The 23,265-nt window shown below is 58.6% G+C and carries 22 protein-coding genes; 13 read left to right on the top strand and 9 right to left on the bottom strand.

The window, feature by feature from the left end:
* Positions 1-106: 106 nt before the first annotated feature.
* Both rpsT and dnaA read left to right on the top strand, forming a co-directional pair.
* The gene (gene rpsT / locus M0412_RS11395; protein ID WP_003493474.1) at positions 107-373 is read left to right on the top strand and encodes a 30S ribosomal protein S20; all 267 of its coding nucleotides are present in this window, start codon (positions 107-109) and stop codon (positions 371-373) included.
* 870 nt (positions 374-1,243) lie between these two features.
* Positions 1,244-2,707: a chromosomal replication initiator protein DnaA gene (gene dnaA / locus M0412_RS11390; protein ID WP_269700177.1), complete on the top strand. Its 1,464-nt coding sequence runs from the start codon at positions 1,244-1,246 to the stop codon at positions 2,705-2,707.
* A gap of 74 nt (positions 2,708-2,781) precedes the next feature.
* Here dnaA and hemW read toward each other — a convergent pair whose 3' ends face one another.
* From hemW to rph, 3 genes are read right to left on the bottom strand one after another with little or no spacing between them, the layout of a single operon-like run.
* Entirely contained in the window at positions 2,782-3,981 is a 1,200-nt protein-coding gene (gene hemW / locus M0412_RS11385) for a radical SAM family heme chaperone HemW (RefSeq protein WP_046799451.1), read from the bottom strand.
* Positions 3,982-3,986: 5 nt separating this feature from the next.
* Positions 3,987-4,631 (bottom strand): RdgB/HAM1 family non-canonical purine NTP pyrophosphatase, encoded by a 645-nt coding sequence (gene rdgB / locus M0412_RS11380; RefSeq protein WP_269700175.1) that lies wholly within the window; start codon positions 4,629-4,631, stop codon positions 3,987-3,989.
* 17 nt (positions 4,632-4,648) lie between these two features.
* Positions 4,649-5,365: a ribonuclease PH gene (rph, locus tag M0412_RS11375; protein WP_142840908.1), complete on the bottom strand. Its 717-nt coding sequence runs from the start codon at positions 5,363-5,365 to the stop codon at positions 4,649-4,651.
* 136 nt (positions 5,366-5,501) lie between these two features.
* Here rph and hrcA point away from each other — a divergent pair, with 136 nt between their 5' ends.
* Both hrcA and grpE read left to right on the top strand, forming a co-directional pair.
* On the top strand, positions 5,502-6,593 hold the full coding sequence (gene hrcA / locus M0412_RS11370; protein ID WP_142840909.1) for a heat-inducible transcriptional repressor HrcA: 1,092 nt from the start codon (positions 5,502-5,504) through the stop codon (positions 6,591-6,593).
* Positions 6,594-6,706: 113 nt separating this feature from the next.
* A complete protein-coding gene (gene grpE, locus M0412_RS11365) occupies positions 6,707-7,342 on the top strand; it encodes a nucleotide exchange factor GrpE (RefSeq protein WP_046799317.1) in 636 nt (211 codons plus the stop codon).
* A gap of 81 nt (positions 7,343-7,423) precedes the next feature.
* Here grpE and ptsN read toward each other — a convergent pair whose 3' ends face one another.
* The 6 genes from ptsN to lptC all read right to left on the bottom strand — a co-directional run bounded on the left by ptsN (position 7,424) and on the right by lptC (position 12,540).
* Positions 7,424-7,885, bottom strand: a complete 462-nt coding sequence (gene ptsN, locus M0412_RS11360; protein ID WP_046799318.1) for a PTS IIA-like nitrogen regulatory protein PtsN — start codon at positions 7,883-7,885, stop codon at positions 7,424-7,426.
* A gap of 82 nt (positions 7,886-7,967) precedes the next feature.
* Entirely contained in the window at positions 7,968-8,540 is a 573-nt protein-coding gene (hpf, locus tag M0412_RS11355; RefSeq protein WP_046799319.1) for a ribosome hibernation-promoting factor, HPF/YfiA family, read from the bottom strand.
* Positions 8,541-8,774: 234 nt separating this feature from the next.
* Entirely contained in the window at positions 8,775-10,325 is a 1,551-nt protein-coding gene (gene rpoN / locus M0412_RS11350) for an RNA polymerase factor sigma-54 (protein WP_269700170.1), read from the bottom strand.
* 153 nt (positions 10,326-10,478) lie between these two features.
* Positions 10,479-11,264 (bottom strand): LPS export ABC transporter ATP-binding protein, encoded by a 786-nt coding sequence (lptB, locus tag M0412_RS11345; RefSeq protein ID WP_161991301.1) that lies wholly within the window; start codon positions 11,262-11,264, stop codon positions 10,479-10,481.
* A 33-nt stretch (positions 11,265-11,297) separates the two neighbouring features.
* A complete protein-coding gene (locus M0412_RS11340; RefSeq protein ID WP_046799322.1) occupies positions 11,298-11,861 on the bottom strand; it encodes an LptA/OstA family protein in 564 nt (187 codons plus the stop codon).
* 13 nt (positions 11,862-11,874) lie between these two features.
* Positions 11,875-12,540 carry an LPS export ABC transporter periplasmic protein LptC gene (gene lptC, locus M0412_RS11335; protein WP_046799323.1) on the bottom strand — a complete coding sequence of 222 codons (666 nt, stop codon included), beginning with the start codon at positions 12,538-12,540 and terminating at the stop codon, positions 11,875-11,877.
* 247 nt (positions 12,541-12,787) lie between these two features.
* Between lptC and sppA the strand changes: the two genes are divergently transcribed.
* The 9 genes from sppA to mutS all read left to right on the top strand — a co-directional run bounded on the left by sppA (position 12,788) and on the right by mutS (position 23,161).
* The gene (gene sppA / locus M0412_RS11330; protein WP_269700168.1) at positions 12,788-13,741 is read left to right on the top strand and encodes a signal peptide peptidase SppA; all 954 of its coding nucleotides are present in this window, start codon (positions 12,788-12,790) and stop codon (positions 13,739-13,741) included.
* A gap of 2 nt (positions 13,742-13,743) precedes the next feature.
* On the top strand, positions 13,744-14,073 hold the full coding sequence (locus M0412_RS11325; protein ID WP_225245141.1) for an integration host factor subunit beta: 330 nt from the start codon (positions 13,744-13,746) through the stop codon (positions 14,071-14,073).
* 65 nt (positions 14,074-14,138) lie between these two features.
* Positions 14,139-14,480, top strand: coding sequence for a LapA family protein (locus M0412_RS11320; RefSeq protein ID WP_142840913.1), 342 nt, complete (start codon positions 14,139-14,141; stop codon positions 14,478-14,480).
* 92 nt (positions 14,481-14,572) lie between these two features.
* Positions 14,573-15,706, top strand: coding sequence for a class I SAM-dependent methyltransferase (locus M0412_RS11315; RefSeq protein WP_269700164.1), 1,134 nt, complete (start codon positions 14,573-14,575; stop codon positions 15,704-15,706).
* Positions 15,703-16,563: an RNA methyltransferase gene (locus M0412_RS11310; protein ID WP_046799328.1), complete on the top strand. Its 861-nt coding sequence runs from the start codon at positions 15,703-15,705 to the stop codon at positions 16,561-16,563. The genes M0412_RS11315 and M0412_RS11310 overlap by 4 nt, the downstream gene beginning before the upstream one ends.
* Complete coding sequence (gene lspA, locus M0412_RS11305) at positions 16,563-17,051, top strand: signal peptidase II (protein ID WP_142840916.1); 489 nt, start codon at positions 16,563-16,565, stop codon at positions 17,049-17,051. The genes M0412_RS11310 and lspA overlap by 1 nt, the downstream gene beginning before the upstream one ends.
* 55 nt (positions 17,052-17,106) lie before the next feature.
* On the top strand, positions 17,107-19,350 hold the full coding sequence (locus M0412_RS11300; RefSeq protein ID WP_269700160.1) for a PAS domain-containing sensor histidine kinase: 2,244 nt from the start codon (positions 17,107-17,109) through the stop codon (positions 19,348-19,350).
* 97 nt (positions 19,351-19,447) lie between these two features.
* Entirely contained in the window at positions 19,448-20,329 is an 882-nt protein-coding gene (locus M0412_RS11295) for a GNAT family N-acetyltransferase (RefSeq protein WP_142841277.1), read from the top strand.
* A gap of 117 nt (positions 20,330-20,446) precedes the next feature.
* Positions 20,447-23,161: a DNA mismatch repair protein MutS gene (gene mutS, locus M0412_RS11290; RefSeq protein ID WP_309568469.1), complete on the top strand. Its 2,715-nt coding sequence runs from the start codon at positions 20,447-20,449 to the stop codon at positions 23,159-23,161.
* The last annotated feature ends 104 nt before the right edge of the window (positions 23,162-23,265 follow it).

Here is a 23,265-nt window from a genome sequence, read left to right as displayed (position 1 = left end):
ATCCGGCTTGTCCGAAATTACTCCCGCATTCTTGGGTTAAGTGAGGTCGTCGAACGACCCGATCCTCTGGTTGCGGAATTTGGTTTGAATTCGAAGAGAGGCATACATGGCCAATACAACTTCGGCGAAAAAGGCGACCCGCAAGATCGCTCGCCGTACCGCAGTCAACAAGGCTCGCCGTTCGCGCGTTCGCGGCTTCATTCGCAAGGTCGAGGAAGCAATCGCTTCCGGCGATCTGGCTGTTGCCACCGAAGCTCTGAAGGCTGCTCAGCCTGAGATCCAGCGCGCAGCTACCCGCGGCGTCCTGCATGGCAACACCGCATCCCGCAAGGTGTCGCGTCTCGCACAGCGCGTTAAGGCTCTTTCGGCCTAATCCGGCTAATCACAAATAACTATTCAAAAAGCCTGGTCTTTTGACCGGGCTTTTTGTGATTCTAACTGCCTGTTAATCATTCCTGCCGTAACGTGACAAACGCGTGTCAGATGGACGACAGGAAATATTGAATAAAAACAATGGCTTGCCGGAGGTCTCTCGGAAAATGGGAAGCTTTCTCTACGGAAGTCGTGACGAGTTTTGAGTCAAGAAGATTTTTATTTTTTTGCCAAAACAGGCTCTCTAAAATTGCCAAAATTGAATCTCATTGATTCATAAGCGATTCTGCTTCGGGCCTTGCCCGTGATGCAAAACGGCCTTTGTGAGTCAATGGCCGATCTGAGTTTTTGCAGAAAAAACGCCATTGATCTCTCCCCACGATCCTGCCTAAATGCATTCCAACAAGGGGTGCGGATCTCAGTCCACAGATTATCTCGATGATCGTATCGACGATATTCACCTTCTTGCTGGCGGGTCTTTCGGGGCCCGTTTTCTCAGGTCATGGAGCTTTTTGCGCCGTTTCGGTCTCGGAACGGGCAGGGGTTTTTTGTCCTCAAGCATACGCCTTAGGGTTGTGGCGAAAGGAGCGTCTTTAGCGTGTCGCAGGCCTCTCCATGAGGGGGAGGGAAATGGGATAACCGGCTCGCAAACAAGTAGTAGCCTTTGATGCTCTTTCGAGGGGAGCACTGAAGGCCGGAATAATACGAGGGGGATCTCTGGCGATCGATTTTTGATCGTCAGGCTATGATTGGCAATTTGAAAGGCGGCAATATGCAATTGAATTTGGCGATGGGTGCGGTGGCTGATGGGGACCGCGCACCGAAGGCATGTGATGCAGCTTGCTCTGATGCGGCAGGGGACAAATCGGCAATGAAGCACGATGCGCTGTTTGAGCGTTTTAGCGCGCGGCTCAAGGCACAGGTTGGTCCGGAAGTCTATGCAAGCTGGTTTGCACGGCTCAAACTCCATACCGTTTCGAAAAGCGTCGTCCGCTTTACCGTTCCGACGACCTTTCTGAAGTCGTGGATCAACAACCGTTACATGGATCTGATCACCAACCTCGTTCAGAGCGAGGATCCGGATGTGTTGAAGGTGGAGATTCTTGTTCGCTCGGCCAGCCGTCCGGTTCGCCCGGCGCAGGCTGACGAACGGGTGCAGCCCGCACCTGAGGTCGGTGCTGCTCCGCGCAACAAGTCCTTCATTCCGTCGCAGCCCGCGACGGCGCCCGCCGCACAGCCTGCGGCAGCGCAGGCGACCCTGCGTCAGGGCGGCTCCGGGCCGTTGTTCGGTTCGCCGCTTGATACGCGCTTCACCTTCAATACGTTTGTCGAAGGCTCGTCCAACCGTGTCGCGCTTGCGGCGGCAAAGACGATCGCCGAAGCCGGTGCCGGCGCCGTGCGCTTCAACCCGCTGTTCATCCATGCGGGTGTTGGTCTCGGCAAGACGCATCTTCTGCAGGCCATTGCCAATGCCGCCATCGACAGCCCGCGCAATCCGCGCGTGGTCTATCTGACGGCTGAATATTTCATGTGGCGTTTTGCAACGGCGATCCGCGACAATGATGCGCTGACGCTGAAGGATACGTTGCGCAATATCGACCTGCTCGTCATCGACGACATGCAGTTCCTGCAGGGCAAGATGATCCAGCACGAATTCTGCCACCTGCTGAACATGCTGCTCGACAGCGCCAAGCAGGTCGTGGTGGCGGCTGACCGTGCACCGTGGGAGCTGGAATCGCTCGATCCGCGTGTGCGGTCCCGTCTTCAGGGCGGCATGGCGATCGAGATCGAAGGTCCCGATTACGACATGCGGTATGAAATGCTCAACCGTCGTATGGGTTCGGCACGCCAGGACGATCCGTCTTTCGAGATTTCGGACGAAATCCTGACCCACGTGGCCAAAAGCGTGACGGCGAGCGGACGCGAGCTTGAGGGTGCCTTCAACCAGCTGATGTTCCGGCGCTCTTTTGAGCCGAACCTCTCGGTTGACCGTGTCGATGAGCTGCTGTCGCACCTCGTCGGAAGCGGTGAGGCCAAGCGCGTGCGCATCGAGGATATTCAGCGCATCGTCGCCAGACACTATAATGTGTCGCGACAGGAGCTGGTGTCCAACCGCCGCACCCGCGTCATCGTCAAGCCGCGCCAGATCGCCATGTATCTGGCCAAGATGCTGACGCCGCGCTCCTTCCCCGAGATCGGTCGTCGTTTTGGCGGTCGCGACCACACCACGGTTCTTCACGCGGTGCGCAAGATCGAGGAACTGATTTCCGGCGACACCAAGCTCGGCCATGAGGTTGAGCTGCTGAAACGCCTGATCAACGAAAACAACGCATGAAAAAAGCGGCCTCCGGGCCGCTTTTTTATTTTCTTCTCAATTCTTGATTGGCTAAGGGCAGGCAGTACTGCCGGTCAGCAGGCGAGATCGGCGACCACGGCATCCAGAATAAGCATGCCAGAAGGCGTGCAGCGCAGGCGGGAATTGCCGAGCCTTTCCACGAAACCGTGCTGCAGAAGGAATTCCTCCTTCTCCGGGTCGAGATCGCGGCCGGAAAGATCGCTCCAGCGGGCCAGATCGATGCCTTCGCGCAGGCGAAGCCCCATCAGCAGCAATTCGTCGGCCTGCTCGTCGACACCCAGCATTTCCTGATCGACCATGCCATGGCCTTCCCGCTCGACGGTCTCGAGCCAGGTTTCCGGGTGTCGCTCGGTGGCGGTGGCGAGCTTGGAGGCGCCCCTCGTCAGGCGTCCATGCGCGCCGGGGCCGATACCGGCATAATCGCCATAACGCCAGTAGGTCAGGTTATGGCGGCTTTCCGCGCCGGGGCGGGCGTGATTGGAAACCTCGTAGGCCGGCATGCCGTAGCGCTCGGTGATTTCCTGCGTCGCCTCATAAAGCACAGCCGAATGCTCGCCATCCGGCACGATGAGTTTGCCGGCCTTGTGCAGACCGTAAAAAGGCGTGCCCTCTTCGATGGTCAGCTGGTAGAGCGACAGATGGTCGACGGCATAGGAAACCGCCTCCTTCAGTTCGGCATCCCATTCGGCCACCGTCTGCTTCGGGCGTGCATAGATCAGATCGAAGGACATGCGCGGAAAGATTTCCCGCGCCAGCCGGATAGCTTTCAGGGCATCGGCGACATCATGCAGACGGCCAAGGAACTTCAGGTCCCGGTCGTTCAGTGCCTGCACGCCAAGCGAGACGCGATTGACGCCCGCTGCGCGATAACCGCGAAACCGTTCCGCCTCAACGCTGGAAGGGTTGGCTTCCATGGTGATCTCGATACCATCGGGCACATGCCAGAACCGTGCAACGCCATCCAGAATGGCCGCAACCGTCTGCGGGTCCATCAGCGATGGCGTGCCGCCGCCCATGAAAATGCTGGTAACGACCCGCGGGCCACTGAGTGCCCGCATATGTTCCATTTCACGCAGGAAGGCCGCGGTAAACCGCTCCTGATCCACCGGCCGGTGGCGGACGTGGCTATTGAAATCACAATAGGGACATTTGGCCGCACAAAAGGGCCAATGCAGATAGATCCCGAAACCGGGATCGCCCGTATCCGGCAGAAGCGATGCGCCGGGGGCAGAAAAATGATGCTCCCCGACCATCGGGTTCATGCCTCCAGGCAGGTTTCTACGAATTTTTTAAAGGCGCGGGCGCGGTGCGACAGCGCAAACGCGTCACCATGTTTCCAGCCATGCTTCGCGTCAGCCGTCATCTCGCCAAATGTGGTGTCGTAACCCTCGGGTTTGAAGATCGGATCGTAACCGAAACCGCTCGTTCCGCGCGGCGGCCAGACGACGGTGCCTTCCACCTCGCCACGGAAATATTCGAGATGTCCGTCCGGCCAGGCAAGGCACAGCACGCTGACGAAGCGGCCCTTGCGATCTTCCGGCTTCGATGCGCCGCGTTCCGCAAGCGCATCTTCAACCTTTTGCATCGCCATGGCGAAATCGCGTGTGCCGTCGGCCGTCTCCGCCCAGTTGGCGGTATAAACGCCCGGCGCACCGTCAAGCGCGTCGATAACCAGACCGGAATCGTCGGACAAAGCTGGCAGGCCGGATGCCTTGGCGGAGGCAAGCGCCTTGATGGCGGCATTTTCCTCGAAGGTGGTACCTGTCTCATCCGGCTCTGCGAAATTCAGCTCGGCAGCCGACTTGGCAGAGAAGCCGAAAGGTCCGATCAGATCAGCGATTTCGGCGATCTTGCCCTTGTTGTGGCTGGCGACGACGATCGTTCTGGTATCGAGCTTGCGCATCATGCTTTCCTGTCGGCTCAGGCAATCGCCTGTTTCTGAAGGGCGACCAGTTCGCTGCAGCCTGCCTTGGCAAGGCCAAGCAGCGTCAGGAATTCTTCTTCGGAGAAGGGTGCGCCTTCCGCCGTTCCCTGAACTTCAACGATGCCGCCGGAGCCGGTGATGACGAAATTCGCGTCGGTCTCGGCGGACGAGTCTTCCAGATAATCGAGATCGATCACCGGCTGCTTGGCGAAGATGCCGCAGGAGATAGCGGCGATATGGTCTTTCAGGACCTTCTCGACCTTGATCATGTTGCGGGTTTCCATCCACTTCAGGCAATCATGCAGGGCAATCCATGCGCCGGTGATGGAGGCGGTGCGTGTGCCGCCATCCGCCTGGATGACGTCACAGTCGATGCTGATCTGGCGTTCGCCGAGCGCCTGAAGATCAACGACAGCGCGCAGCGAGCGCCCGATGAGGCGCTGGATTTCCTGCGTGCGCCCACCCTGCTTGCCGGCGGCGGCTTCGCGCTTCATGCGCTCATTGGTAGAGCGCGGCAGCATGCCGTATTCGGCGGTCACCCAACCCTTGCCGCTGTTGCGCAGCCATGGCGGCGTCTTTTCTTCAAGGCTAGCGGTGACGAGCACATGCGTGTCGCCGAATTTGACCAGACAGGAGCCTTCGGCATGTTTCGAGAAATTGCGCTCGAAGGAAACCTTGCGCATCTGATCGGTTTTTCTGCCTGAAGGCCGCATATGATCCACTCTCCATGTTGGTTCCTGCCTTCTAAGGCGCGCTCCGGGCTTTTGCAAAGCCAATTTCCATTTTGCCGCAGCGGCGCGACGCATTATATTGGCGCAGAGTAGATTTGGGCGACAAAGAACGGACGAGATGGGTTTTTCAGCACCGCTTTCAAAAGATCAGGCATCTCTGCTGGATGAACGGTCGCGGGAAATTTTCCGCCGCATCGTCGAAGGCTATCTCGATACTGGTGAACCCCTGGGCTCGCGCAGCCTGTCGCGGCTGCTGCCAATGTCGCTTTCGCCAGCCTCCGTGCGCAACGTCATGAGCGATCTCGAAGAACTTGGCCTCATCTATTCGCCACATATCAGCGCCGGACGCCTGCCCACCCAGACGGGGCTGCGTTTCTTTGTTGACGCCTTCATGCAGGTGGGCGATCTGCCTGCCGACGAACGGGCGAATATCGACCGACAGATTGGCCCGGTCGCCGGCCACGAACAATCGCTGGAAGGGCTGCTGACGGAAGCGAGCCGCATGCTGTCGGGCATGTCGCGCGGCGCCGGCCTCGTTCTGACGGCCAAGAACGATGTCATCCTCAAACATGTCGAATTCATTCGGCTGGAACCCACCAAGGCGCTTGCGGTGCTGGTGGGCGACCATAATCAGGTCGAGAACCGCATCATCGAATTGCCGGCTGGCATTTCCTCGTCGCAATTGACCGAGGCGGCCAATTTCATCAACGCCCATCTCTCCGGCCAGACGCTGCAGGAACTGCGCGGCCAGTTCCAGACGCAGCGGGCGGAGCTGCAATCGGAACTCGGCACGCTGGCGCAGGATCTCATTGAACGTGGCCTTGCCGTCTGGGCGGGTGACAATGAGGAAGGCAAGCTCGGCCGCCTCATCGTTCGCGGACGTTCCAACCTGCTGGAAGGACTGGCCGGCGAAGAAGACATCGATCGTGTGCGCCTGCTGTTCGACGATCTGGAGCGCAAGGAAAATCTGATCGAGATCCTCAATCTTGCGGAAAGCGGCTCGGGTGTGAGGATTTTCATCGGCTCGGAAAACAAGCTCTTTTCGCTGTCCGGTTCATCGCTCATTGTTGCGCCCTACCGCGATGAGGACAACCGGGTCGTGGGTGCTGTCGGTGTCATCGGGCCAACGCGGCTGAATTACGCCCGTATCGTTCCCATGGTCGATTATACCGCCCAGATCATGGCCCGCCTTTCCCGAAAGCAAAGATAGGGCAAGCCCGCAAGGCCAGAGAATGCGGCAAGCTTTTCGCCGCAAGCCTTGATTTTTGCCCGCCAAAGCTCGATATCGGGCGCAACCAACAATATTCAAATTTGGAGAACGTCATGACCGACGATACGAAAAAGCCCGGACCTGACGCGGACATCGCCGAAGAGTTTCTCGATCCCGCACTTGCCGGGGAAGAGCCGACTGATGCTGCCGAACCCGATCCGGTCGAGCTGCTGAAGGCAGAGAATGCCGATCTGCGCGACAAGTTCCTGCGTCTTGCCGCCGAAATGGACAATCTTCGTCGCCGCACCGAGCGCGACGTCAAGGACGCCAAGGCCTATTCGCTGGCCGGTTTTGCACGCGACATGCTCGCCGTTTCCGACAACCTTCGCCGCGCGCTCGAGGCTATCCCGGATGAGCTCAAGACCAATGGCGAAGCCGGTCTCAATGGCCTGATCGAAGGCGTCGAGATGACCGAACGCTCGATGCTGTCGACGCTCGAGCGCCATGGGGTCAAGAAGATTGATGCAGAGGGCCAGAAGTTCGATCCGAACTTCCACCAGGCCATGTTCGAAATTCCCAATCCGGCAGTTCCGAACAACACCGTGCTCCAGGTTATCCAGGCCGGTTTCACCATCGGCGACCGCGTCCTGCGCCCGGCCATGGTGGGTGTTGCCAAGGGTGGCCCGAAGGCGGAAACCGCCGCATCGGCAGAGCCCGGCACGGCCTCTCTCAATGAAAAGGATGCCTGAGGCATTCCTTCCCGTAATAAAAAACGCGCCCTTGAGGCGCGTTTTTTATTGTCATGAAAACCTGAGATCAGTGGCGACGGATCAGGCCGCCGTCGCCTGTTCCTGATTGAGGAAAGCATAGATTGCCGTGTCGGAATCGGTGGCACGCAGTTTGGCCACCAGTTCAGGGTCGCGCAGGGCGCGCGCAATTCGAGACAGTGCCTTCAGGTGATCCGCACCAGCGCCTTCAGGCGCAAGCAAAAGGAAAACCAGATCGACCGGCTGGTCGTCCAGCGCTTCGAAATCGACCGGCGTTTCAAGGCGTGCGAAGACACCCGTGATCTGATGAATGCTGGCGAGCTTGCCGTGCGGAATGGCGATGCCATGGCCGACGCCGGTGGAGCCGAGCTTTTCACGCTGGAGGATGACGTCGAAAACTTCCCGTTCCGAGACTCCGGTAATTCTGGCTGCCTTTGCGGCCAGCTCCTGAAGCAATTGCTTTTTGGAATTCACCTTGAGGGCGGGAATAATCGCATCTTGTTGCAGCAAATCTGCCAACGCCATTCTCTTTTTCCTTCATGCCATCGAGACGATGCAGGAGGCAGAGACGCTTTCACGTTCTGCCTCCCACGTCTTGTCAGACTGTTCAGCTCTTGATCGTTTCCGCGTCGATCCAGCCAATATTGCCGTCATGACGTCGGTAGACGATGTTGAGATATTCCTTGCCCGGGCTGCGGAACAGCAGAACCGGTTCGTCCGTCATGTCGAGCGCCATCACGGCGCTGGCAACGGACATTGTCTTTATCTGTTTCGAACTCTCCGCGACGATGGTGGGTGCGTAGTCCTCGGGAACCTCATGGTCCTCATCGGGAACAGCATCCATCACCGTATAGGCGATTTCCTGCGACACGCCATTCGAACCATTGTGATGGTCCTTCAGCTTGCGCTTGTAGCGACGCAGGCGCTTCTCGATCCGCTCTGCGGCGGCATCGAAACTTGCCTGCGGATCATTTGCCTGACCCGCCGCATGCAATACAACGCCCGTATCGAGATGCAGCTTGCAGTCGGCTGCAAAACGCGATCCGGACTTCTCCACGGTTACCTGGCCTGAATACCCCCCATCGAAGTATTTGGTAACTGCCAGACCTATATTGTCCTCAATCCGCTGACGGAAAGATTCGCCGATCTCCATATGTTTACCAGATACACGCACACTCATGGAAATTTTCCTTTTTGTAGTGATTTGCGAGTACCAGCTTACGTCAAGCCGAGCGCGCATCCAAGCGTTTCGAAGACCTTAAAAAGCCTCCATTCGAATTTTACGCCCATGGACGGTGGAGATGAATCCGTTACAAATGACCTTGCTTACGTGTGCGGCGGGCTTCTAGCCCCTGGCGTGATAAGAGTCAATGGTGCGGCAAAAAAGCGCTCCAAACGTGATCAGGCGCGCCGCTCAGAAGACTGAAAACTTCGCGAGCGCCTTCTTTTCGCGGCGTCTCTGAACGGAGGAGGGGATGTTCATCGCCTCACGATATTTGGCGACAGTGCGGCGGGCGAGATCAACACCGCTTTTTTTCAGATTGTCGACGATGTCATCATCGGAAAGCACCGCCTCGGCAGCCTCCTGGGCGATCATGGCCTTGATGCGATGACGCACCGCTTCCGCCGAATGGCTGTCGCCGCCTTCAACCGCGCTGATCGAGACGCTGAAGAAATATTTGAGCTCGAACAGCCCGCGTGGCGTCAGCATGTATTTCTTCGATGTCACCCGGCTGACGGTGGATTCGTGCATCTTGATGGCGTCGGCCACCGTCTTGAGGTTCAGCGGGCGCAGGTGATCAACGCCGTTGACGAGAAAGGCGTCCTGCTGGCGCACGATCTCGGTCGCTACCTTCATGATCGTCCGGGCACGCTGGTCGAGGCTGCGGGTCAGCCAGTGAGCCGTTTGCATGCACTCGGAAAGGAAATCCTGGTCCTCACCTGCGCGCGCCTTATGTTTCGAAACCTCGGCGAAATAGCTCTGGTTGATGAGCACACGCGGCAGGGTTTCGGGATTTATCTCCACAAGCCAGCCGCCGGATGAAGAGGGCCGAACGATGATATCGGGAACGATTGTCTCCGAAACGGTCGAATCATAACCCGCGCCGGGACGCGGATTGAGCGTCCGGATCTCCGCCAGCATGTCGAGAAGGTCCTCTTCATCGACGCCGCAGAGTTTTTTCAAGGTAGCAAAGTCGCGTTTGGCCAAAAGCTCGAGATTATCGATCAGGGCCCGCATCGCCGGATCGAGCCGATCCCTCTGGGCGAGCTGGATTGCCAGACATTCGCTCAACGAACGGGAAAACACGCCCGGAGGATCGAAACCCTGAAGCGTCTTTAAAACATGCTCCACCGCCGATGGCGCCGTTCCCAGCCGTTCAGCGACATCATCGACGGCATCCGCTGCGATATATCCGGTTTCGTCGAGCTGGCCGATCAGCGCATCGGCGATCATGCGATCCTCGGCGGAGGATATGGCCAGCGGCATTTGCTGATTGAGATGGTCAGCAAGGCTTTGTTTCGCGGCGACGAAATCGTCGAGATCATAGCTTTCGCCGGATTCCTGCCCGGGCATGGATTTCCACTGGCTTGCCAGTTCGGGCGCATCGGCCTTTCTGGGCTCGGCATCGTCCGGGAAGACATTTTCGAAACTAGTATCGAGCTGTTCACCGAGATTTGCGGCGCGGTCGCCGTACCAGTCGTCGCTGTCGGCTGTTACCGTGGGGTTTTTATCCGAGGCTTCGCCGTCGGTGTCGCTGAAATTATCCGCATTATCAGGTATGTCGCCGCCCAAATCGCCGTCGTTTGCTGCAATTTCGAGCAGCGGATTACGCTCCACTTCCTGCGCGATAAACTGCGTCAGCTCGAAATGCGTCATCTGAAGCAGCTGGATGGACTGCATCAGCTGCGGTGTCATGACGAGAGACTGGTTTTGACGCAGCAAAAGGCTGGCAGACAATGCCATGGCGGACGCGAAACTCCCCTTACAGCTTCTCCATTGCCACAGTTTTCATAAATTTTGAGAAGGCAAAGAAACTTGGCCCAAAAATTGCTTTTTTATCTTGTTTGGTCAAGCGTCGGCGCGGGGCGCGATGAAGAATCTTTCGCGCCCGCAAGCTTAAAGGCTGAAATTATTGCCGAGATAGAGCCGGCGCACGTCCGGATTGTTGACGATATCGTCCGCGCGGCCGTGGGTCAGAACCTCGCCGGCATGGATGATATAGGCGCGGTCGATGAGGCCGAGCGTTTCGCGGACATTGTGGTCGGTGATGAGAACACCAATCCCGCGTGCGGTGAGGTGTCTGACGAGATTCTGAATGTCGCTGACCGAAATCGGATCAACACCGGCAAAAGGCTCATCCAGCAGCATGAAAGTCGGATCGGTCGCCAGAGCGCGGGCGATCTCAAGGCGACGGCGTTCACCGCCCGATAGTGCGACTGCCGGCGACTTGCGCAGCTGGGCAATGTGGAATTCTTCCAGCAGCTCGTCCAGCTTGCGGCTTCGCTTGGCACTGTCCGGTTCGTGGACTTCAAGCACGGCGCGGATGTTTTCCTCGACCGTCAGCCCGCGAAAAATCGAGGCTTCCTGCGGCAGATACCCGACGCCGAGGCGCGCACGCCTGTACATCGGCATGCCGGTCACATCGTTGCCGTTGATGGCGATCTTGCCGCTATCGACGGGTACGAGGCCGGTGATCATGTAAAAACAGGTCGTCTTGCCGGCGCCGTTCGGACCTAAAAGCCCCACGGCCTCACCGCGGCGCACGACGAGCGACACGCCGTTGACCACCCGCCGCGTATTATAGGTCTTCGTCAGCCCATGCGCGATCAGCGTGCCTTCATAACGGGCTTTGTCGGCCTGTGAGGTCGCTTCCACGGATGGGTTGCGCCCACCGCCAAACATTTTTGAGATCGAAGGTATCTTCACGAGGTGAGACTACTGTTTTTTCTGCGATTTCGGATCGAGCATGATCCGAACGGGCCCGCCGCAGCTTTCGAGCTTCGCCTGTCCCGAGTTCATGAGGACAGTGAGCTTGCAGCCGGTAAAGACATTCGTGCCCTCGGACAGAACGACCTGCTTGCCCGTCAGGATGAAGGTCTGCGCCGCCATGTCGAATTCGCCATGATCAGCCGTGGCCTTCTGGGTCTCGGACGTCAGATAGACATTGTTATCGACGAAGATTTTTTCGATATTGGCGTCACCACTGGTGAGCGAGGAGCCCTCGCCCTTGTAGTTGACTGTCATCTTGCCGGCCTGAAGGGTGGTCGTGCCCTGCACAACTTTCACGTTTCCGGTGAAGTAGGCCTTGCGCTCCTGATCCCGGATTTCGAGCTGGTCGCTTTCAATCGCGATCGGCTGGTCGCTGGAGAGCTTCACACCCTGCATGTTGCTGGTGGTGCTCTGGGCGAAGGCCACGGTTGCGAGACAGGAGAAAACAAGACCTGCGGCTGCAACGCCTGCGGATCTGCCAAGGGAAACGGGACGGGAAACTTGCATCATCTGGACCGGGCTCTCACTTGGCTTCATTTTTGATATTGGATGCAGCGATACGTGCCCGTACCTGCCCCGAAAATGTAATTGTCTTGCCATTATCGGCGATATCAATCGATTGCGCAACAATGGCACCGTCGTTTGTTTTGATCGAAACGGGCTCTTTGCTGCTCATTTTTCCGGCCTTCAAATCAACATCCGCAGACTGGAACTTCGCTTGTATGCCATTGCTGAGATTGATGTCAAAAGGTGCCGTCATCTTCAGCGTATTGGTGGCCCGGTCGAAAATGCCTTCCTTGGCGATCACCTGTGCGACGCTGTCATTGACAGGCACTGCGGCCAGAACTTTTTCCAGCGTCATCAGGTTGGGATTGGCGATATCCTGCAACGCACGGTCGGCGTTCATGGAATAATCGATCCCCTTCTCGTTGCGGCCGGCAACGGCAGGTTTTTCCATCACGATCTTGCCGTCTTCGATCCTTGCGCTTTCCAGCGAAACTTCGTCGGGAGCCCATGTGCGGATGAGCGAAACGGCGATGAAGGCAAGCGAAATCACCGCGGCACTGAGCGGCAGGATGATTTTCAACCGCTTCACGCGCGCGGAATGCCGCAGAGCGCGCTCGTAAGCGCCGTTCTGGTCATTCGGCAGCGGAAATGCTGGCGCGGGTTCGCGGAGTCGTTCAAGCATAAGAGTGGGTCCGGAAACTTCCTGGGTGCCATTTTTGGCGCACAATTGAAGCTTGTATGTTTATCTTAATGTGTTTGGCACGAGTGCTTTGTCCTGCCAATATGGTTTTTGTCTGGAAAGGTGCAAGGGAAATGCGAATTTTATCGTAATTCTGGTTTCCTTATTGTTTCCTTGCGGCTTCGCGCTAGAAGAACCATATGGCCGTGAAGCACGCGTGGCGTCAAAGGCCGGATGGCAGAGGTTCTCGATGGATAATATGGCGATAGCAGATCGCAGGCAATTGCGCCGCAAGCTGACTTTCTGGCGGATTGCCGCTGTTTTGCTGTTTGTCGTCGGTATTTTCGGCCTTTACCGGTTTTTCTGGACCGAGCCGCAGCAAAGTGCCAGGCCCCATATCGCCCGCGTTGAGATTTCCGGTCTGATCCAGGACAATACGGAACTCCTGGAGCGGCTCGACAAGATCGCCAAGAGCGACAATGTCAAAGGGCTGATCGTGTCGATCTCCTCGCCGGGCGGCACCACCTATGGCGGTGAGCGTATCTTCAAGGCCATTCGCGGCGTTGCGGACAAGAAGCCGGTCGTTTCCGACGTCCGAACGCTGGCCGCCTCCGCCGGTTACATGATCGCTTCGGCCGGCGACGTCATCGTCGCGGGGGAAACCTCGATCACCGGTTCGATCGGCGTCATCTTTCAATATCCGCAGGTGGGCCAGCTGATGGACAAGCTCGGCGTCTCGCTGCAGGAAATCAAGTCCTCCCCGTTGAAGGCCGAGCCTTCGCCGTTCCACGAGGCCCCTGAAGAGGCAAAGACGATGATCCGCGCCATGGTGATGGACAGCTATGGCTGGTTCGTTGACCTTGTGGCCGATCGTCGCAAGCTGCCGCGTGAGGATGTGCTGAAACTGGCGGATGGATCGATTTTCACCGGCAGGCAGGCGCTCGCCAACAAGCTGGTCGATACGCTCGGTGGCGAAAAGGAAATCCGCGGTTATCTCGAAACGCACGGCGTCGCCAAGGATTTGCCGATCGTCGAATGGCGCGCACCGTCGTCTCGTTCGCCTTTTTCGTTTTTCAGTGTTGCGCAAATAGCGAAGTTTCTGGGATATGACGATTTAATTCCCTTTGCGGGACCCGGCCAGCTCGGTGCGGACAAGTTGTTTCTTGACGGTCTTGTTTCCGTTTGGCAGGTTGGGCCACGTTAAAAATCCAATTCTTTCAGGGGGCAACCGTGATCAAATCTGAACTGGTGCAGATCGTTGCTGCGCGTAACCCGCACCTTTATCACCGTGACGTGGAAAACATCGTCAATGCGGTGCTGGATGAAATCACCGATGCCCTGGCGGGTGGAAATCGTGTCGAGCTTCGTGGTTTCGGCGCATTTTCGGTGAAAAACCGACCTTCACGTTCGGGGCGGAACCCGCGCACGGGCGAATCGGTTTTCGTCGAGGAAAAATGGGTGCCTTTCTTCAAGACGGGCAAGGAGCTGCGTGAGCGCCTGAACCCTGGAATGGGTGACGAAGAAGAGGACGATTGATCGTCCCTGACGCAGGACGCCGGAAACGGAGCCGGCGGAACCCCGCAGCGATGGAGTAATGTCGGATGTCGAAAAAAATCATCAACCTCATCATCCTGCTTCCGCTGGCGATCATCCTCGTCATCCTGTGCGTGGCCAACCGTCAGGCCGTGACGCTTGCACTCAATCCCTTCCGTCCCGATGACGGCGTTCTGTCCTTCACCGCGCCATTTTTCGTGTTCCTTTTTCTGGCCGTCATTTTTGGCGTGTTGCTGGGATCGGCAGCCACATGGTTCGCGCAGGGCAAACATCGAAAACGCGCCCGTATCGAAGCCAGGGAAGCGGTTCGCTGGCACGATGAGGCGAACCGCCAGAAGGCGACTTCGGCCGCTCAGCTTCCGAATGCGGGCCAACTCCCGGCAAAGTGATATAGCCGACAGTCGTTCCGGCTCTAGTCGAGCGGCGTGCGGAATGCTATTTGCTGCGCCATAAGACGCGGGCAGAAGCGGAAAGATTTCCATTGAAGAAAAAAGACAGCCGGCCGGGCAATCGTGCACGTGCCGGGAGCGAGAAAAAACAGGTTCATGCCGCAAAGCCGGCGCGACGCGCCGACGCAGCGCCGAAAAAGCGCGCGCCCGACGCGGTTCGCAGCGTGCCGAAACCTGCACCGAAGGAGAAGGTTGCTGCCGCACCGGCGGTTGAGCAGGCGCCTGCGCGGCCCCTCAAGCAACGCACCGGGGAACGTCCCGCAGAACAGGTTCCGGTCATTCTGGAATCGAGCGGTGCGGGCGATTTTCACCTGATCGACAGCGGCAATGGCCTGAAGCTCGAACAATATGGCGACTACCGCATCGTCCGTCCCGAGGCGCAGGCGCTGTGGCAACCGTCGGTCCCCGACCGGGTGTGGCAGAATGCCGATGCCATTTTTACCGGCGATACGGATGAAGACGGCATGGGCCGCTGGCGCTTTCCGAAGACGGCGCTGGGCGAAACCTGGCCCTTGTCCCTGCTCGGCGTTGAATTTCTGGGCCGCTTCACGGCCTTCCGGCACGTCGGCGTCTTCCCGGAGCAGATCGTCCATTGGGAATGGCTGAAACATGCCGTCGAGACGGCCGACCGACCTCTGAAAGTGCTGAACCTCTTCGGTTACACCGGCGTCGCCTCGCTGGTTGCGGCTGCCGCGGGTGCTGAAGTCACCCATGTCGATGCTTCCAAGAAGGCGATTGGCTGGGCCAAGGAAAATCAGGCGCTTGCCGGGCTTGAACAGGCGCCCATCCGCTGGATTTGCGAAGATGCGATGAAATTCATCCAGCGTGAGGAGCGTCGTGGCAGCACCTATGACATCATCCTCACCGACCCGCCGAAATTCGGCCGCGGCACCCATGGCGAGGTCTGGCAATTGTTCGACCATCTGCCGTTGATGCTGGATATCTGCCGGGAAATCCTCTCACCCAAGGCGCTCGGCCTGGTGCTGACGGCCTATTCCATCAGGGCCAGTTTTTATTCGATGCACGAGCTGATGCGCGAAATCATGCGTGGCGCCGGCGGCGTCGTCGCGTCAGGCGAGCTCGTCATTCGCGAGGCCGGGCTTGACGGCAAGACGCCGGGCCGGGTGCTTTCCACATCGCTGTTCAGCCGTTGGGAGCCGAAATGATGAAAGATATGCGCGAAAACACCACGCGCCGGGTTGGCCAGGTCAAGGAAGTGACCAGCCTCGCCAATCCCATCATCAAGGATATCAAGGCGCTCACCCAGAAAAAGGGCAGGGAAGAGACCGGCACCTTCATGGCGGAAGGCTTGAAGTTGGTCATCGATGCCCTCGAACTCGGCTGGACGATCAAGACGCTGGTTTACGCAAAGGCCGCCAAGGGCAAGCCGCTGGTAGAGCAGGCGGCGGTCAAGACAGTCGCGTCAGGCGGGCTGGTGCTCGAAGTCAGCGAAAAGGTCATTGCCTCGATCACCCGCCGGGACAATCCGCAGATGGTCGTCGGCATTTTCGAACAGAAATGGGCCTCGCTCAGGGATATTCGCCCGGAAAAGGGCGAGACCTATATCGCGCTCGACCGTGTCCGCGATCCCGGTAATCTCGGCACCATCATCCGCACCGCCGATGCGGCCGGCGCCTCCGGTGTCATTCTGGTTGGTGATTGCACCGATCCCTTCTCGCTGGAAACCGTTCGTGCCACCATGGGTTCGGTCTTCGCCATGCCCGTCGCCCGTGCCTCGGTTGAGGAATTCCTCTCCTGGAAAAAATCGGCGCAGGTCAGTGTCGTCGCCACCCATCTCTCGGGTTCCGTGGATTATCGGAAGATCGACTATGCCGGTAAGCCGGTCGTGCTTTTGATGGGTAACGAGCAATCCGGTCTGCCGCCGGAACTGGCCGGCAAGGCGGATCAGCTGGCGCGCATCCCCCAGCAGGGCCGTGCCGACAGCCTCAATCTCGCCATCGCAACCGCCGTGATGCTTTTCGAAGCGCGGCGCCATCTCCTCGAACTGGCACCGGTGAAGTAATGGCCAAAGCGGCTTTGTTTTCGAAATTCGGCCCGGCCTTTGCGCTGATCATCGCCGCATTGGTGCTGGACCAGATCGTCAAGCAACTGGTCGAAGCCTATCTGCCATTGCAGGAGATGGTGCCGGTCATTCCGTTTCTGGCGCTTTACCGCACCTATAATCTCGGCGTCGCCTTTTCGATGCTATCGGACATGCAGGGCTGGTTCATCGTCAGCATGCGTCTCGTTATCGTCGTCTTCGTTCTGTGGTTGTGGCGCAAGACGGCGGCGGACCGCACCTTTGCCCATCTCGGCTTTGCCTTCATCATCGCGGGTGCTGCCGGCAATCTTCTCGACCGGTTCTTTTATGGACACGTCATCGACTACATCCTGTTTCACACGCAGACATGGTCCTTCGCTGTGTTCAATCTCGCCGACAGTTTCATAACCATCGGTGCAGCCTGCGTCATTCTTGACGAATTTCTGCACGCCCGGGCGGCTAAAAAGTAAAATTTTAGGGTTTGCACCAAACATATCAAAACCGCTGCCATGGTAGCGGTTGCATATGAGCGAACTGGCAAAACTTCGGGAAAAAGTTTCAGACGGGCTTGGGCTGGCGCCTGTAGCGGCGCAGCCGGATGATCGTGTCGACGCGACAAGGCGGCATGCCGGCACGGAACACGAGATCGGCTCAGGGCCGATTTCCCTCTACGTTGCCATTTCGTTGTCGGTCGGCGCATTCGCCGCTGCGCTGATTGCGCTTGCAGTGCCCTATGTGATCACCGTCGCCGTAGCATCCTTTTTCGGCGCCGCGCTCGTCGGTGTCCTTCTCTACGCGCTGTTTGGCAAACCGGTCCGAAATACAGACGCGCTGGCCGAGGATTTGGATGTCCGGCTGCGGCAGACGCAGAACCGCTCGCTGATCGCCGAGATGCAGGAATCCATGGGTGATATCGTCGTCATCCGCAATCTGGATAGGCGTATCGTTGAAGCGAACCGGATCTTTCGTGAAATGACGGGATGCTCGGCCCCCGAAGGGTTGAGTTGCGAGGAAATCGGCATTGCCTTCCGTCCAGGCGACAAGGTTCACGCCTATGACGTGGAAATTGCCACCCCTTTCGGACAGCGCATCTTCTCCTGGCACGATGTGGTAACCCGCGATCTGGCCAGCAGCCGTCTTCTCATCAGCAGCATCGCCAGAGACGTGACGGAAGAGCGGCTTGCGCTTGCCGAAAGGGAAGACGCCCGTTTGCGCGCCGAAAAGGCCGATGCCGAAAAGGCAAGGCTGCTTGCCACGGTAAGTCATGAAATCCGCCTGCCGCTTTCCGGCATGCTCGGCATGAACCATCTGCTGTCACAAACGAAGATCAACGAAGAGCAGCGTAATTATCTTGATGGCATGAAGCAGTCCGGCCAGTCGCTGGTGCAGCTCGTTGAGGATCTGCTGGATTATTCGACCATGGAAGCGGGCCGCTTCAAGCTCAATCCGCGCGCGGAAAACCTGCGGCGGTTGATCGAGAGCATTGTCGAGATGCTGGCGCACCGCGCCCACGAAAAAGGGATCGAAATCACCTCCTTCGTTAGCCCTGACGTGCCCGATTATCTCGATTTCGATCCGGCAAGACTGCGGCAGGTTCTGTTCAATCTTCTCGGAAACGCCGTCAAATTCACCCGCGAAGGCGGGGTTATCATCCGGGCGCGCATGGTCGAGGGCAAATTGCAGGTGACCGTTGAGGATACCGGTCCGGGCATGAGCGAGAGCGAACAGGCCCGCATCTTCGGTGAATTCGAGCAGGCAGGGCCGATGTCGCAGCGAAGCGCCGGCACGGGCCTCGGTCTTGCGATTTCCGCCCGCATCGTGCGGGAATTCGGCGGCAGCCTTACGGTTTCGAGCCACAGGGGGAAGGGCAGTATCTTCACGCTTTCGTTCCGCCCGGGCGGCGCGCCCGTTGCAGTTCCGGATCCTGGCCGGCGTCGTTGTCTGCAACACACCAATGTCCTGCTGATTGCGCCCAAGGGTGTGGCTGGGGCGGTGACGATGGAGGCGATAGAGGCGTTTGGCGGCAAATGTGTTCTCATTCATCAGCCGGAAGATCTGCAAAAGCTGCGGGATGGGGCAGCTGACATCGGCGACGATCTCACCGATATCATCGTCGACCGGCGCGTTTCACCCCTGTTCAGGGATGCCCTGAAGGATTGGCCGCAGCAGAATGTTCGCCGCACCCTGCTGGTGAGCCCGGAGGAACGGCCTTCGACGATGCATGTCTCCTTCGACGCCTGGCTTATCCGACCACTGCGCGAAAAATCGCTGATCGACGTCCTCTGTGGCCGCCTGCGGGGCATAGAACGCCGCGACGCGCTGAACGACAACCACCCCGATGTGGGCTTTTCATCACGGTTGAAGGAAGGGGCAAGTGGCGTCGAAATTCTCGTGGCCGAGGATGATGCCGTCAATGCCCGCATCATCCGGGCGGTCCTGGAGAAGAGCGGCTATATCGTTCGTGCCGTCGATGATTTTCAGGCCCTGCGGCAGTCGTTGGCGCCGGGTGCTGCCCGTTTGCCGCATCTCGTCATCTCGGATCTCAATATGCCAGGTGGCGAGGGGCTTGAGGTGCTGCCGGAACTTTTCTGCACGTTGAGGGATGAGAGAAATATTCCCGTCATCGTGCTCAGTGGTGATGCCAGCGCCGACACGGCTGAAATCCTGCTGAAAGCCGGTGCAGCCAAGGTTTTGACCAAGCCAACCGACCCGAGACAGCTGGTTGAGGAAATTCGTCGTATGCTGGAGGCGAAACGCCTTTCGCCATAATAGCTTGACAGACTCGCGCTGGCGTCATTTTGTCACTATTCTGTCGTCAATTAGTGATTTATGACAGGAAAATTCTTTGGTGGCGGAGCGATTCCCCATGGTTGCCGAAATCTTCAATCACGACATTTGTGAAAACAATGTTGTCATTCCCCCACGCCCTGAGTCCGCTCAGGATAATGAGGGTCTTTTCGGTCGTATCGGCACGCTGGAAACCCGGCTCGCGAGAAATGAGCGCGAGATCGATGCCGCACAATCCGTGCGTTACAAGGTTTTCGTTGAGGAAATGAATGCGCGCCTTCCCGCTGAGGCGATGCGGCGCAAGCGTGACATCGACGCCTGGGACAGTGTCTGCGACCACCTGCTCGTACTGGACAAGGCAATCGAAGGTGACAGCGAGGATCAGATCGTCGGCACCTATCGTCTGCTGCGTCAGGAAACGGCGCTCGCCAATAATGGTTTTTATTCCGCCAGCGAATTCGACATTGCCGGGCTGGTTGCGCGCCATCCGGGCAAGCGCTTCATGGAGCTTGGCCGCTCCTGCGTGCTGCCGGAATATCGCACCAAGCGCACGGTCGAGCTTCTGTGGCAGGGCAACTGGGCCTATGCGGTGAAACATCGCATGGACGCCATGATCGGCTGCGCCTCCTTCCCCGGCGTGCAGCCGGAAACCCATGCGCTGGCGCTCTCCTTCCTTCACCACAATTGCGTTGCGAAAGGCGAGTGGGAGGCTTCGGCGCTTCCCGAGCTTTACCACGAGATGGACCTGATGCCGGCGGAGGCGTTGAACACCCGCAAGGCGCTGAACGCCATGCCGCCGCTGATCAAGGGCTATATGCGTCTTGGCGCCATGTTCGGTTCCGGCGCGGTGGTGGATCATGCCTTCAACACCACGGATGTTCTTGTGGTTCTGCCGGTCACGTCCATCGCCGGCCGCTATATCAGCTATTACGGCGGCGAGGCCGAGCGCATCAACGGCTGATCGGCTTTTTGCCGGATGTTCCTGTGGGCAGCGGGCCTGCGCGTGTTGTCTTGAGGCGGGCATTCCCGCTAGTGTCGGCGCTCGTTTTCCGCAACACGATATGACATCGGCAGGCCATTGACGGACGTTCTGACAACCGCTTCCCTGATCTCGGAGGAGAGCCGCGCGACGGCCACTCCGATGATGGAACAATATATCGAGATCAAGGCGAACAATCCGGGTTCGCTGCTGTTTTACCGCATGGGCGATTTTTACGAATTGTTCTTTGACGATGCGGTCGAAGCCTCCCGTTCTCTGGGAATCACGCTGACGAAACGTGGACAGCATATGGGGCATGATATTCCCATGTGCGGCGTTCCCGTCCACGCGGCGGACGACTATCTCCAGAAACTCATCCTGCGCGGTTATCGCGTTGCCGTCTGCGAGCAGGTGGAAGATCCCGCCGAGGCGAAGAAACGTGGCTCGAAATCCGTGGTCAAGCGTGATGTGGTGCGGCTCGTCACGCCCGGCACGCTGACCGAAGAAAAGCTGCTGTCGCCGACGGAATCCAACTATCTGATGGCGCTTGCCCGCATTCGTGGCAGTGCCGAGGCACAGTTTGCACTGGCCTGGATCGATATTTCCACCGGCGTTTTCCGGTTGGCGGAAACCATGCTGACGCGGCTTCTCGCCGATATCTGGCGCATCGACCCGCGTGAGCTGATCGTTGCAGACAGCCTGTTTCATGACGAGGAGCTGCGGCCGGTCTTCGACGTTCTCGGCCGCGTTGCGGTGCCGCAGCCGGCCATTCTTTTCGACAGCGCCACGGCGGAAGGGCGGATCGCCCGTTATTTCAACGTCTCGACGCTTGATGGTTTTGGCACGTTTTCGCGGGTGGAAATGGCTGCCGCTGCCGCTGCCGTCGCTTATGTCGAAAAGACCCAGATTGCCGAGCGTCCGCCTCTCGGCGCGCCGGAACGCGAAAGTGCTGCCTCCACCCTCTTCATCGATCCCGCCACCCGCGCCAATCTGGAGCTGGTGAAGACGCTATCAGGCGAAAGGGATGGATCGCTGCTGCATGCCCTCAACCGCACGGTGACCGGCGGTGGCGCGCGGATGCTGGCCGAGCGGCTGATGTCGCCGCTCACCGACCCGGACAAGATCAATGCCCGCCTTGATGCCGTGGCCTATCTCATCGATGACGTCTCTCTCTGCGAAGACCTGCGCGACGCCTTGAAACATGTCGCGGATATGCCGCGCGCATTATCCCGCCTTGCGCTGGAGCGCGGCGGCCCGCGCGATCTCGGCGCTATCAGGCAGGGGCTGGCTTCGGCTGAAAAAATCGCGACTATTCTCGATGGCGGGTTGCTGCCGGATGAGTTGGCGACGGCTCTCAAGGATCTGAAAGCCTTGCCGGGCGGGCTGGAAGCCATGCTCGGCTCGATGCTCGCCGACGACCTGCCGCTTCTGAAGCGCGACGGCGGTTTCCTGCGTGACGGTGCCAATCCCGAACTTGACGAGGTGCGGGCGCTGCGCGACCAGTCGCGCCGGGTTATCGCCGGTCTGCAGCTGAAATATGCCGATGAGACTGGCATCAAGTCACTGAAGATCAAGCACAATAACGTTCTCGGTTATTTCATCGAGGTGACGGCGGGCAATGCTGATGTGATGATGGCGACGGATGAGGCCAAGGCGCGCTTCATCCACCGTCAGACGATGGCGGGTGCCATGCGCTTCACCACCACCGAGCTTGCCGATCTCGAAAGCCGCATCGCCAATGCCGCAGCGCAGGCTCTGACCATGGAGCTGGAAGCCTTCGCCCGCATGGTCGAGGCCGTGGTGCAGCAGGCCGAAGCGATCAAGGCCGGTGCTTTCGCACTCGCCGTCATCGACGTCGCCTCAAGCCTCGCCTATCTCGCCACCGAGCAGGCCTATTGCCGTCCGATTGTCGACGCCTCCATGACCTTTGCGATCAAGGGCGGGCGTCATCCGGTCGTAGAACAGGCGTTGCGGCGGCAATCGGCTGGACCCTTCATCGCCAATAATTGCGATCTTTCGGCCGTCAATGGTGGCAAGAACGGTGCAATCTGGCTGCTCACCGGCCCGAACATGGGCGGTAAATCGACCTTCCTGCGCCAGAATGCGCTGATCGCCATTCTCGCGCAGATCGGCTCCTTCGTTCCGGCGGAAGCCGCCCATATCGGCATCGTCGACCGGCTGTTTTCCCGCGTCGGCGCTTCCGACGATCTGGCGCGCGGCCGTTCGACCTTCATGGTGGAGATGGTGGAAACCGCTGCCATCCTCAATCAGGCGACGGATCGCTCGCTGGTCATTCTGGACGAGATCGGCCGTGGTACTGCGACCTTTGACGGTCTTTCGATTGCCTGGGCAGCGGTCGAACATCTGCACGAGGTCAATCGTTGCCGTGGTCTCTTTGCCACCCATTTCCACGAGTTGACCGTTTTGTCGGAAAAACTCGGTCGCCTCTCCAATGCCACGATGCGGGTGAAGGAGTGGGAAGGCGACGTTATCTTCCTGCACGAAGTCGGACCAGGTGCAGCGGATCGCTCCTACGGTATTCAGGTCGCACGGCTTGCGGGCCTGCCGGCATCGGTGGTGGAGCGTGCTCGTGAAGTGCTGACGAAACTGGAGGATGCCGACCGTAAAAACCCCGCCAGCCAGCTGATTGATGATCTGCCGCTGTTCCAGATCGCCGTTCGCCGCGAAGAAACCCGCAAGGCCGGACCATCGAAAGTGGAGGAATCATTGAAGGGGATCAATCCCGACGAAATGACGCCACGTGAGGCATTGGACGCGCTCTATGCGTTAAAGAAAGAACTTGGCAAGGCTTGAACTTTTTGCGCATCGAATTTTCCGAAAACCGCTGACACTTTTCGGTTCGATGCGGAGACTGCCTGTCCATCGCCTTTAAAACTCGCTATAGGACACTCCCATCG

The organism is Agrobacterium sp. O3.4 (assembly GCF_041414895.1).
GTDB classification, from domain to species: domain Bacteria; phylum Pseudomonadota; class Alphaproteobacteria; order Rhizobiales; family Rhizobiaceae; genus Agrobacterium; species Agrobacterium cucumeris.
The sequence above is the reverse complement of the archived record's forward strand: the minus strand, read 5'-3'. Positions and strand labels throughout refer to the sequence as shown.